Annotated in this window: 11 protein-coding genes; 4 read left to right on the top strand and 7 right to left on the bottom strand. The window is 34.7% G+C overall.

The window, feature by feature from the left end; translation table 11 throughout:
- Positions 1-17 precede the first annotated feature (17 nt).
- The 5 genes from L6651_RS06695 to pepF form a co-directional block, all read right to left on the bottom strand.
- Positions 18-1,355 (bottom strand): sodium-dependent transporter, encoded by a 1,338-nt coding sequence (locus L6651_RS06695; RefSeq protein WP_237037192.1) that lies wholly within the window; start codon positions 1,353-1,355, stop codon positions 18-20.
- A 164-nt stretch (positions 1,356-1,519) separates the two neighbouring features.
- On the bottom strand, positions 1,520-1,990 hold the full coding sequence (locus L6651_RS06690; RefSeq protein ID WP_237037191.1) for a GNAT family N-acetyltransferase: 471 nt from the start codon (positions 1,988-1,990) through the stop codon (positions 1,520-1,522).
- Positions 1,991-2,015: 25 nt separating this feature from the next.
- The gene (locus L6651_RS06685) at positions 2,016-2,534 is read right to left on the bottom strand and encodes a cysteine hydrolase family protein (RefSeq protein ID WP_237037190.1); all 519 of its coding nucleotides are present in this window, start codon (positions 2,532-2,534) and stop codon (positions 2,016-2,018) included.
- A 31-nt stretch (positions 2,535-2,565) separates the two neighbouring features.
- Positions 2,566-3,366: a pyrroline-5-carboxylate reductase gene (proC, locus tag L6651_RS06680; RefSeq protein ID WP_237037189.1), complete on the bottom strand. Its 801-nt coding sequence runs from the start codon at positions 3,364-3,366 to the stop codon at positions 2,566-2,568.
- Positions 3,366-5,144: an oligoendopeptidase F gene (gene pepF / locus L6651_RS06675; protein ID WP_237037188.1), complete on the bottom strand. Its 1,779-nt coding sequence runs from the start codon at positions 5,142-5,144 to the stop codon at positions 3,366-3,368. Before pepF ends, proC begins: the two co-directional genes overlap by 1 nt.
- A 139-nt stretch (positions 5,145-5,283) precedes the next feature.
- On the opposite strand from pepF, the gene L6651_RS06670 reads away from it, so the two are divergent.
- Complete coding sequence (locus L6651_RS06670) at positions 5,284-6,519, top strand: aminopeptidase (RefSeq protein WP_237037187.1); 1,236 nt, start codon at positions 5,284-5,286, stop codon at positions 6,517-6,519.
- A gap of 90 nt (positions 6,520-6,609) precedes the next feature.
- Positions 6,610-8,598 (top strand): cell wall-binding repeat-containing protein, encoded by a 1,989-nt coding sequence (locus L6651_RS06665; protein ID WP_237037186.1) that lies wholly within the window; start codon positions 6,610-6,612, stop codon positions 8,596-8,598.
- A 56-nt stretch (positions 8,599-8,654) separates the two neighbouring features.
- Here L6651_RS06665 and L6651_RS06660 read toward each other — a convergent pair whose 3' ends face one another.
- Positions 8,655-10,019, bottom strand: coding sequence for an APC family permease (locus L6651_RS06660; RefSeq protein WP_237037185.1), 1,365 nt, complete (start codon positions 10,017-10,019; stop codon positions 8,655-8,657).
- Complete coding sequence (locus L6651_RS06655) at positions 10,019-10,714, bottom strand: cysteine hydrolase family protein (protein WP_237037184.1); 696 nt, start codon at positions 10,712-10,714, stop codon at positions 10,019-10,021. The genes L6651_RS06660 and L6651_RS06655 overlap by 1 nt, the downstream gene beginning before the upstream one ends.
- Positions 10,715-10,840: 126 nt before the next feature.
- Here L6651_RS06655 and L6651_RS06650 point away from each other — a divergent pair, with 126 nt between their 5' ends.
- Together L6651_RS06650 and L6651_RS06645 are read left to right on the top strand one after the other, a co-directional pair.
- Entirely contained in the window at positions 10,841-11,887 is a 1,047-nt protein-coding gene (locus L6651_RS06650) for a response regulator transcription factor (protein WP_237037183.1), read from the top strand.
- Entirely contained in the window at positions 11,868-13,094 is a 1,227-nt protein-coding gene (locus tag L6651_RS06645) for a sensor histidine kinase (RefSeq protein WP_237037182.1), read from the top strand. The genes L6651_RS06650 and L6651_RS06645 overlap by 20 nt, the downstream gene beginning before the upstream one ends.
- Positions 13,095-13,132: the final 38 nt, after the last annotated feature.

The following is a 13,132-nucleotide window of genomic DNA, read 5'->3' as shown; positions in this document are numbered from 1 at the left end:
GCCCCTGACAGTTTCTATTAAAACGCAATTTTAAAATACAATGCCACAAAGCATAAAATTATTGCCATTGGTACATAGATGAATTTTCCAAGGTAGTACCAGGTCTTTGTGTATTTCTTTTTGCTTCCTGTATTTATTTCATTTAGTAGTGCATTTTTGTCCATAATCCAAAACCATGTAAAGGCTCCTAGGGTTGCTCCCATTGGGATGATGTAAATTGAAACTAAGTCCATCCAAGGGCCCCATCCTCCTAGGATTGCTCCTTTGACTCCCCCTATTGGCTCCATGAAAATTCCTGGAACAAATGCTGCAATGCCTATAAAAATTAATACTGTTTTTCTATTTAGCTTTTTAAAATTGTGAAGGATTGATTCGCAGACTACTTCAAACATATTTTGTAATGAAGAAATCCCTCCAAATAGTACTGCCAAGTATAGTGCCACTGCAAATATTCTTCCTCCAATCATATTTTGTAAAATTTTTGGTAGGGTTACAAATAGTAGGCCCGGACCTCCTTCTGGGTTTGCGCTATATGAAAACAGTGCAGGTATCATAACTAGGGCTGCAACAAGGGCTGCAATTGTGTCGAAAACGGCCGTTTGTTTTGCTCCCGCCATTATGTCTTCGTCTTTGTGTAAGTACGCTCCACAAACAATCATTCCACTTCCTGTAATTGATAGGGAGAAAAAAGCCTGTCCCATGGCGCCAACTAAAACTTTTGGATCCTTTAACATTTGCCAATCTGGTTTAAACATAAATTTGTATCCTTCTACTGCGTTTGGCAGAAAAGCTACTCTAATTGCCAATATGACAAATAGCACAAAGAAAAGTGGCATCATAATCTTATTTGCCTTTTCTATGGAGTGGGCACCTCTTACACAGGTTAAAAGTGTCATAACTATTACTATAAAGTGAAATGGTATAACACTGAAGTTTGTCCCTGAAAAAGACTTAAACCAAACTTCTGGGTCCACTGTCATCAAGCTTCCTGTTAAACTTTGTAAAAGTGATTTTAAAACATAGGAAATTATTACTGCATATCCAACGGCAATACAAATTGAACCTAAAAGTGGTAATATTCCTATAATCTTTCCAACTTTTGAAAGCTTAACATGTGACCATGCCTTTTCGTATGATCCAATGGTTCCAGTTTCTGAATATCTTCCCACTGCATATTCTGCTGACAAGCCGAAGTAAGCAAATATAATAATAAAGAATAAATACGCTACTAAAAATGCTCCTCCACCGTTTGCCGTAAGTTTGTATGGAAAGCCCCACACATTTGCCATGCCAACTGCAGAGCCTACAGTTGTCAGGATAAAACCCCATGTTGATGTAAACTTATTATTTTTCATGTAAATCTCCTTTTCGCTTTAACGCTTTTACCTGTTAAATTTACATATAATCATAAGCTTTAATTTTTATATTGTCAACCTTTATTTGGCTTTATTTGAATAAGTTTCTTTGCATACTTACGAACCCAAAATATTCCAATAAAAAAAACGGAGAAATCTCCGCTTTATTTGTTAAGATATTTTACATATATCTGGCATGGATTATCTTTATCCCAGAGCGTTGGGAAGCATTCAAATTCTGAATATCCAATAGATTTGTAGAAACTATTTGTTATATCATATTCGTGGTATTTACCTTCTTTCACTGTCTTTACTTGTGAATAGGAGTAACCTTTTTTCTTTGCAAGTTCCTCATATGCACTATTTAAAATACTTCCAATGCCCTTTCTGTGGTACTCTTCAAGTACTCCCATCACAAAAATTTCACAAGTGTCCTTTCCAGTCTCTTTCATCACAATAAATCCCACCGATTCATTTTCACAGAAGCAAGCAATAAAAGGTAATTTAGTTGACTCTTTAACATACTCTCTTATGCTGTCCTCTCTTCCAAACCATTTTGGCAAATTGTATAAAATTTTTTCGCTTATTTCTATTTTAGAATTTTCATCTACTACTTCTTTAATTTCTAATTTCATTTTAATACTTCGAATAATTTATCTTTTACTCCACACTAACTTGGCAGGTCTTCATTGATTCTAATGCCCTTTCGTGGCTTTCCGGTGTTACTCCAGCGCATGCATTTGCAATAACTTTAATTGGAACTTCTGGCATAAAGCCCTTTAGCATAAGTGCATTTGATATAACGCAGATGTCGGTGCAAAGGCCAACTAATATAACTGATTTTATTCCTTCAGTTTGATTAATTTTGTCCAGCTTTTCAACAAGCTCCTTTGATCCAAAGGTAACTTTGTCTATTACATTGTCCTTTACAAAGCCCTTTAGATCGTCGATTATTTCCCAGCCTTCGGTTCCTTTAATGCAGTGTTTTACTGGAAGATTTTTTCCCTCTTGTGTTTCAAGATAATCTTCTTCATGGGTGTCCCTTGTAAAATAAATATCTCCATCAAAGTTTTTTATAACGTCCACCACGTTTGAAACTATTTTTTTTGCTTCTTCTGTTCCAAGGCTTCCTGAAACAAAATCATTTTGCATATCTACAACTATTAATAAGTCCTTCATGTCTTCCTCCTTTGATAAAAGAAATTTCCCTCTATTTATCTTCGTTCATCTCGTTAAATCTATCTAAGGTCTTTTTAAGCCCCTTTATTATACTTCCTCTAAATCCATTTTCTTCAAGTTCCATTACACCTTGTATGGTACTTCCCAGTGGAGAGCAAACGTCGTCTTTAAGTTCTCCCGGATGTTTTTTAGTTTCTAAAACCATCTTCGCCGCCCCTTCAACGGTCTTTGCAGAAAGTTTGTAGGCTTCTTTTCTCTTTACTCCTGCTGACACTGCCATATCCGCCATGGCTTCTATAAGCATGTAGATGTACGCTGGCCCTGAACCACTTACTGCAGACACAGCTGCAATTAAATGCTCTTCTACTTCGATAATTTCTCCAAAGGATCTCAAAAACTTTAATACTGTTTCTTTTTCGATGCCGGTCATATTATCTGTAAAGCAAACTCCCGTTATTCCACAGTTTACCATGGCAGGGGTGTTTGGCATAATGCGTGCAACTTTTACATCTCTTTCAAAAAGTTCTCTAATCTCTTCCATTGTAAAGCTGGGTGTTATGGGAACCACAATGCTATTTACATCAACGTAATCTTTTATTTCACCTATCACCTTTTCATATTGATAGGGCTTTATGGCAAGGATAATTATTTTAGAATTTTTTGCAACATCGGTGTTTTCTTCAAATCCCTTTATGCCCGTATCTTCTTCCACCGCTTTTATGTCCGACACTTTCGAAAACACAATCTCTTCTTTATTATAACCGTTATTTATGGCACCAAGGGCCATTGCCTTGCCCATGTTACCAAATCCAATAAAGCCAAGGGTATACATTATTCCAGCGCCTCCACTAGAGAGCCGATATATTTTATTGTGTCTCTAAGTGGCTCGTCAGTTGAAATGTCAACTCCAGCTGCCTTTGCATAGTCAAGTGGTTTTAGTTTTCCACCGGTTTTTAAAACTTCAATCCATTTCTTTGCATTTGCCTCGTCTTCTTCAATTAGCTTTGCAACTTGTGTTCCTATTGTTAGCCCCGCTGAGTAAGTGTATGGATAAAGTCCCATGTAGTAATGTGGCTGTCTCATCCATGTTAGTTCAGCTCCCTTTGTAAGTTCAACGTCATCTCCCCAAAACTTCTTTAATGTATCTAGGAATATTTCTGAAAGGTCGTCTGCAGTAAAGGACTTTCCTTCGTCAATTAGTTTTAGAACTTCCCTTTGGTAATATCCTTCTATAAAGTGGGTTACAAAGTTGTGGTAGTAGGTTCTTGCAATGATTTGTCCCTTTAAATACTTTGCTTCATCTTCGCTCTTTGCCTTTTTCAAAAGCTCTCTACCCATAATGAGTTCGTTTGCTGTTGAAGGAGCTTCCACTAGGTATAGCGAAAGGTCGGTGTCTAAGAGGTTGCAGTTTTCGTTGGTGTACTTGCCCTGTCCCGCATGTCCAAGTTCGTGGGCAAGGGTCATTGCCTCTGTCATTGTGCCGGTCCAGTTAATAAGCACAAAGGAATTTGTTCCATATGGTGATGAACAAAATGCTCCAGTTGACTTGCCGTGGTTGTTTACAAAGTCAATCCATCTGTCGTTGTAGGCTTCTTCAAGCATTTCGCCGTACTCTTCTCCAAGTACTGCAAGGCCTTCTTTAATTAAATCCTTTGACTCTTCAACGCTTATTTCCCTTTCAAATCCTGTTATTGGATCAACCTTTAAGTCCATGTAGGTCATCTTGTCCAGGTTATGATTTCTCTTTAATATCTTTGCGTACTTTCTCATAATTGGAGAAAGTTCTTCCATAATAACGTCCAGTTGTCTGTTGTATAGCTCTCTATCCACCCTTTGGTCGTGTAATAAGAAGTCAAACACACTGTCGTAGCCTCGTAACTCAGAAAGCACCTTCATCTTTTGACACTCTCCAAGGTATGCGGCGGCTGTTGAGTTCTTGTGTGCTTCTAAGACTTTATAAAACTCTTTATATGAATTTCTTCTTATTTCTGTGTCGTTGGAACCTTCATAAGTTCCTTCATAAAGATTGTATGAAAGAGGTTTCTTCTCTCCATTTGCTTCAAAGTCTGGAAATGCCATGTCCTGTAACTTAATTGCATTGTAAATTGAATAAAATGAATTAAGTGGAGTCATCTTTGCAATTGCCTTTTCAGTTTCTTCCGATAACACATATGGCTTATCTTCCAACGCCCTTTCGATAAATGAACCGTAACTTTCATCTTCCTTTAGTTCATTTAAAACTTTTTCGTCGGTGTTTAATAGTCTAATCTTAAAGAAAGAAATTTTTGCCATTTGGTCACTTAAAATATTGTCCACTTCTGATAGCAGTTTGAATTTTTCTCCATTATTGTAATCAGTTTCAACATCCAGTGACACATAGTCCCATGCAAGGTAGGCCTTTTCTAAAATTTCACAGTATAAATCAAGTGCATCTTTGACTATTTTCTTGTCTTCATACACTTTGTCAAATTCACTAATAAATTTTTCTGTTAAAACCTTTACCTCGTCAACCTGTTTTAACATCTCTTCTTTATTTTTGAAAATGTGACTTAAATCCCAAGTGTATCTTTCGTCAACATCTTTTCTATCTACCATTTTAAGTATATCCATGTTGCCCTCCTCTTTATATTTCACTAGTTTTTATATACCCATGTAAACATTATAAAACATTTTCATCTATAATTATATTACTCCCTTTATCTTTTGGGTATACAATTAAGTAGGCAATAATGAATTATGAGGTGATTAAATGACAAATATCGAAAAAAATATGGAAAAATTAGCAGACTTAGTAGTAAAAAAAGGTGTTAATGTTCAAAAGGGACAGCCTGTACTACTACGTTGTCCAGTTGAAAGAGCGGATTTTGCAAGACTTGTTGCAAAGAAGGCATATGAAAGAGGCGCAGTTGAAGTTGTGATGCAATGGTCCGATGACCCCCTTACATTAATGAAGTTTGAAAACGCACCGGTGGAACACTTTGAAGAAGTTCCAGACTGGATGGTTCAAAGAACAAAGTACTACATGGAAAAGGGTGCATGTGTAATATCTGTTGCAGCAACAGATCCTGAGCTTTTAAAGGATGTTGATCCTAAAAAGATTGCAACATGGAGCAAGGCCTTCTCTGCTGCCAACAAAGAAAATATGAAGTACACAATGAACGACCTAAACTCATGGTGCGTTGTGTCAGTTCCTACTGTTGGATGGGCGAAGAGAGTCTTCCCAGATGTTTCTGAAGATGAAGCAATGGAAAAACTTTGGAACGCAATCTTCTACACCACAAGAACAGACAAAGATGATCCTGTTTCTGCATGGGACGAACATATTGGCGTTATGGACAGACACGCAGCTGTATTAAATGAAAAGCAATATAAAAAACTTCATTATAAAAACTCACTGGGAACCGATTTAGAAGTAGAACTTCCAGAAAATCATATTTGGATTTCCGGTGGATCTGAAAACGCAAAGGGCGATGTGTTTATTGCAAACATGCCTACAGAAGAAGTCTTTACACTTCCTAAGAGAACTGGCGTTAATGGAAAACTATATTCTACAAAGCCACTTAATATGTCGGGCAATCTTGTGGACGAAATGGTGTTCACATTTGAAAATGGAAAGGTAGTTGACTATGACGCAAAGGTTGGAAAGCAACATCTAACAGACCTATTCGACGTTGATGAAAATGCAAGATACCTTGGAGAAGTTGCACTTGTGCCATATGACAGTCCAATTTCAAACTCAGGACTACTTTTCTACAACACATTGTTTGACGAAAATGCTTCATGTCACTTTGCATTTGGAAAGGCATATCCAACTTGTATTAAGGGTGGCGTTGACCTATCCGACGAAGAGTTACTTGAAGCCGGTGTAAACGACTCACTAATCCACGAAGACTTTATGGTTGGCTCAAAGGACCTTGAAATAACTGGCGAGCTTCCAAATGGAGAAGTTGAATACATCTTTAAAGATGGTAACTGGGCATTTTAATTCTAACCTTGGGGAGACCCAAGGTTTTTTTAATTCACATGGCTTTTAGATTGTGGTATGCTTAATGAAAATAGAAATGGACGGTGAATTATGAAAAAGAAAAAAATAATTTTAGCTCTTGGTCTAACAATTGCCTTAGCTTCAACGGGCTATGCAAAAGATAGACAGTTTACTAGAATAAGCGGTTCAAATAGATTTCAAACTGCTGTGGAAATTTCAAAAAAAGTTTTAGATGCAAAGGAACTTGAAAATGAAAATAAAAAAGTTGTACTTGCAAACGGATATTCATTTATAGACGCCCTTCCAGGAGGGGTGTTGGCAAACTCTGCCTCTGGAACATTACTTTTAACAAATCAAGGAGAAATTCCAAAGGAGACCATGGATGAAATAAATCGAATTAATCCAAATGTTTTATACATTTTAGGTGGAACTTCTTCCATCTCTGAAGATACGGAAGAAAATCTTAAGCAGTATGTAGATAATGTTATTAGACTTGGTGGAAAAAACAGATACGAAACATCGGAACTTATCAGTGAGGAAATTTCTAAACACTCTGATGTTAGTGGATATCTTGTAGCTTCTGAAGTGGCAGATGCAGTTGCATCCTCTTCTATGGCAAAGGGAGATAAACCACTAATACTAGTAAATAACAACAATCCATCTGCTTATCTGAAAGAAAAAGAAGCTACTAAAACTGTTCTAGGAGGCAAGTCTTCCATTTCAGAAAATACATTTAAATACATTGGTGCAACTAAGAGAATTTCAGGCAAAAACCGTTTTGAAACATCTCTTAACATTTCAAAGGCCTCAGGTTATAAAAACACCGCCCTTGTAAATGGATATAGCTTTATCGACGGTCTAGCTGCAGGCACATTAAGTTTTAAAAAGGAGGCGGCAATTATATTGACAGACGGAAAAAGCTTAGATCCAAATAGCAGAGAATTTTTAAATAAAAGCGATTCAATCTATGTTGTCGGTGGCAAGTCTTCAGTTGACGATGGCGTTGTAAATCCAGCGACTAAAAAAGAAGTTCCAAAAAACAAAACTTCATTTGAATATTTCGACTACTTTAACAGCTACTCAAGGGATGTTATCTATACAGAAGAAGAAATAAACGCAATAAACAAAAAGAATATCTCTTTATCTCCATATATGTTTGAACCATTCGAAATAAAAGCCAAAGAGTATGGCTATGTTGCAAAGAGAACCGTATTAAAGAAAAAACCTCTAGGCAAGTCATTTAGAGACCCTGCCACATATGACGACTACAACGCGGAAACAGGACTATTCCCATGGGACGAAGTTGCAATTAAGGGATATAACAAAGACCGAAGCTGGGCAAATGTAGTTTGTGCTGACTACGAAGGTTGGATTCCATCAAAAGATATAATGATTGTGTCAAAGGACAATATTAAAAATATTAAATCAAAGTCATTTGTAACCATCACCAGTAGACAGATTAAATTAAAAGATGGTCGCTATCTTGACATGGGAACCTATCTTCCCCTAGTAAGTGAAGAAGGTAACTTCTTTAAAGTTTTAATGCCAGTGGCGGGAAATACTTTTAAAACAACAGAAGTTACAATAAAAAACAGTGACGCAGTTAAGGGCTATATGCCATTTACACAGGCAAATGTAATAGCACAGTCACTAAAGTTCCAAGGAGAAAAATATGGATGGGGCCATTCAAATAACACTAGAGACTGCTCCGGCTTTATTAGAGATGTGTATAGATCCTTTGGAATAAAGATGGCAAGAAACACATCGGCACAAGAAGCTGACGTTGTTGGTAAAAAAGTAAACTTTAAAATCTCCGGTGGAAATAGTGCAAAAGAAAAACTATTGAAAAAACAAAACCCGGGCAGTGCACTATACATGCCAGGACACACAGTAATGTACCTGGGAGTAAACGAACAAGGTATACCAATGATGGTTCACTCCTATGGCTACCACTATGTAAATGGAAGAAGAGTTTCCCCATTTATAAATGCAGTTTCAAGCACAAGACTTGAAAATAAAGGACGAATAACATTTTTAGAAAGTTCAAACACATTAAAGGACTTTTTAGTGCTTAAATAAATAAAATCTACTCCTGCCTGTAAGGCTAGAGTAGATTTTTTATTTAGAATATTTTATTAATACTTGTCTATATCCTCTGGAGTTAAAGTTATTGGTTGTTTATTCGGATCAGACTTTCTGTATGATTTATTAATGAAGTATACAATAAATCCTACAACTACGAATGCCAATAGAGAAATATATCCTCCCTTATCTAACTCCAAGCCAGCCCCTATCATAAGCCAAACAGATATAATCATACCACCAATCATCATCGGTACTCCACCTGGGGCCTTGAAAGGTCTTTTCCATTCAGGATGTTTCTTTCTTAATACAAGTACATTAACACATGATACAAAGTATACAACACCTGCCGCTATACTAGAGATTGCATAAATATATTGAACCCAGTTACTGCCACTAAAGAAACAGAATAAGATTGTAAATACATAAACTACAATATTTGAAATATATGGTTGCCCATGTTTATTTATCTTACTGAAAGCTTTTGGAAGCTGATTAAGCTCTGCAGCTCCGTAAAGAACTCTTGTAGATGATGTCCAGAATCCCATAAGAGTAGTAAATGCATGTAGTAGCCCAGATATAATTGCAACTATTCCTATTATTTTAGGTAGTCCATGTAGAGCTACAAGTTGTGGTTCAGGCATAGTCATTTCACTAATCTCTTGCCAAGGAGCCATTCCTCCAATAGCCATTACTACAATAAAGTATAGAACAGCTGGGATAAGAAGTGCAGATGCGATAACCTTCCATATATCTTTAGCTGGGAAGTTAGTTTCCTCAATAAGTGTAGGTGCCATTTCAAAACCTATATATTTCAAAGAGAAAACTGCCATGGCTATAAAAATTCCCTTACCTCCCATAGGGAAAAATCCACCATTAGTGTTAATGTTTTCAATTGACCACTTTCCACTGAATAAGAATGTAAATGATACTATTAAACTTGCAGCAATCATTACTACAAAAAATATCGTTGATAAAGTTCCTGCAATCTTTATATCGTAGTTAGAAGCAATAAACCAAATCGTAACAATTACCAATGCAATTATTAAGATTTGCATTTGACTTAGAGGAATAAAATGGTTTATTACAGTACCAAATATAAACGCCATTAAAGGTGGTTCAACAACCTGAACTAAAAACATCATCCATTGAACTCCAAAACCCATTCTGTGATCAAATGCATTTGTAGTCCAAATATCTACCCCAGAAGCAAATGGTAACATTGCAGTAAGTTCGCCAAATGCTAACCCAACTGGAATCAATAATATTGCTAATATTGGAAATATGAAAGCTGCTCCGGCCCCCGTTGTTTTGAACCAATATGGAGCTTCTGCTAACCATCCTCCTATAACTGCACCAGATGATAGAGCTATCATATTAAATATTGATAAATTTTTCTTTAACTTATTATCTTTCATTATTTGCTCCTTACAAAGTCAAGTACTTCTTCTGTATTTACAACATTACAATAAATATTATTTAGTACTTGTAACTCGTGATTTTGTATTTCTTCTGTTGCTGCAGCACAAGCATCTTCAACTAACCAAACTTTAAAGCTCTCATCTGCTAAGCTTCTAACAGTCCCTGACACACATTGATCTGTAAATACTCCTGTAACTATTACATCTGTTATGCCACAATTTCTGTATAATAATCTTAAATTTGATCCAGTTAATGCAGAATCTGTAGTTTTTTCAATAACTAATTCATCTTCTATGGGTTTTATAGACTCATGAACTTTTGCTTCTTCACTTCCTTTTGGAATCATAAGATTATTAAATCCGCTTTCTTTTTGAGATAATGATCTATCTCTTCCGTTTGAAAGTTGAGTAACAATTGTTGCATATGACACTAACATATCCTTTTCTCTTGCTTCAGTAAGAAGCTTCTTGTTGTTTGGAAGAATAACGTTATCAATCCTGTCATAAAAATATTTCCATCTTTCTGCTTCATCTTTTTCAGACGGATTATTCAAGTCATAATCTGGTCTATTTACAAAATAATTTTGTAAATCAACTATCAATAATGCCGTCGTTTCAAGATTAAACTCCAACTTTCCATTAATCTGTTCTTTTTCATAATAAAAAGAACAATGTCTTTCATTTACTCTCATAACCTACCTCCTATATTTTGCCATCTCTTTTTATTGATGTTAATATTATTATAGTGGAAACGTTAACAACTAGCAGTTGCATTTTTTATCTTATTTAGTATCATTTATTTACTGAGGTGAAGTTCAATGATAAAAATTTTTATTGCCGAAGATGAATCTTTGGAGCTTGAGTATTTGTCATACATAATAAATAAAAACAAAAATATGAAGGTCATAGGAACATGTAACAATGGGCGTGACGCAGTTAAATTGACAAAACAATTAAACCCCGACCTTGTTATTATGGATATATCAATGCCTTTGCAAAACGGTGTTGAGGCAGGTAAGTTAATAAAAAGATATAATCCAGATATTAAAATTATTCTCAATTCAGCCTATTCTGAATTTCAATATGCCAAACAAGCCATAAAGTACGGATTTAATGATTACTTACTTAAGCCAACAGAGGAATCTAAAATTATAAAAACTATAGAAAACTTATTTGATTTTATTGATGAAAGCAAATCCATTCTTAGTAATTCAACCGAAGATAGATTTAAATTAGTTGAAACAATTGATTTATTCAACGAAAATTTAATAAACAATAACTTGTCAGCGGGACTAGAAATCGTCGAATCCCTTTCATTATTAATTGCAAATCAAATAAATCACAGAGCTAAAATGACATATATTGATCATTTTCTATTATCAATAGAAACCACATTGAGGAACATTAAAAGCACAAAGTATAATATATTCGGTCATCTATCTTCATTTTTAGAAGACGACCTGACATTTTCAAACATAAATAAATCGTTAAGGAAAATTTGTATAGAATCCTTTAGTATAAGATCTGAAGAAACTTTCTCTATAACAATCATAAAAAATTTTATGGAAAACAATTTTTCTAATCCTGAAATAGGACTAAATGAAATTAGCAATATCTTTTTTGTGAACAAAACTTATTTGAGTAGAGTTTTTAAACAAGAGGAAAATATAACAGTTGACAGCTATATAGAAACGTTGAGACTCAATAGAGCTTTGGAACTGATTGATACAACAGATCTCAAGATTTCTGATATATGGAATCTTTCAGGATTTAAAAATAAGCAACAATTTTATCGATCTTTTAATTCAAGATTTAAAATGACACCGATGGAGAGAAGAGAAAAAAATGACAAATTCAATAAATAAATTAATTCCCAGAAATAAACAAAAAGAACTTGAAAATTCTTTTGGACACGCTACAGGTTTTGGGGTTGTTTTTGTAGATGAAGAAGGAAATCATATAGGAAAAGGTGGTAATTTCTGTAGATTTTGCACTTTAATTAACTCATCTGAAAAAGGATCTCATAACTGCAAAGAATGTAATAAAGCCGCAATAAAGGAGTCTAAAACTACTAACGAACCAAGCGTCTACCTTTGCCATGCTGGATTGATAAATATAGCCATTCCCCTATATTTGAATGATGTTCTATTAGGGGCGTTGACTGCTGGACAAGTTAGATGTACTAAGGACTCAAAATATTATAAAGAAGTTAAGAAAAATTGGCCTATTGATTTAGATAATAAACTATTGGATAATTACTTTAACGAAATACCAGAAATGTCCGATGAAGAAATTGAATCCACAGTAATAGCATTAAATAATATTACAGACTATATAATACAAATAAATGCCAATAGAATATATGCGGAGGAACTTGGCAAACAAAAAGAAATATTGTTTGAAGTGGAAAAACAAAATTTAATTTTGGAATCAGAACTTGCAAAAATGAAATATTCTACTTTGCAAAAACAGATAATGCCTCACTTTATATTCAATGTATTAAACAGTATATCCCGATTAATTTCATTAGAAAGAAGCCCCGAAGCCAGTGATATGATTTTTAGTTTTAGCAATATGCTGCGATATGTATTTTCTTATACCGACAATTCGACAACCATTAGAAAGGAGCTTAGGTGTATTCAGGACTATCTAAACATACAACAAATTAGATTCAGCAAAAAATTTGATTATAGCTTAGAAGTTGATGAATCTGCACTTGATGTAATAATACCATATTTTTCATTACAGCCCTTAGTAGAAAATGTTTTTAAACACGCTTTTAAAGATACCGAAGAAATGGGAACACTAAAAATAATATTACAAAAACCGGAAGATGTTTGCTACTTAGAAATAATCGATAACGGAATAGGAATTAATTCTGAAAAGCTTAACGAAATAAATAAAATTCTATTAAATGAAAAAGTCTTTAACGAAAATGTAGGAATTAATAATGTATATTCCAGATTTAAATTGATGTTTCCAAATTCATTCACCTTTAATATTTACAGCAAAGAAAATGTTGGAACAAAAATTAAAATTAGTTTTAACGCCTCTGACTTAAACCTTTTTTAATTAAATTTTGAAACTGTAAGATAAAAAACCTCCTTGAG

The sequence above is a fragment of the Mediannikoviicoccus vaginalis genome, from assembly GCF_928097925.1.
In the GTDB taxonomy this organism is placed as follows: Bacteria; Bacillota; Clostridia; order Tissierellales; family Peptoniphilaceae; genus Mediannikoviicoccus; species Mediannikoviicoccus vaginalis.
Note: the sequence above shows the minus strand (reverse complement) of the source record. Positions and strands in the feature narration are given on the sequence as shown.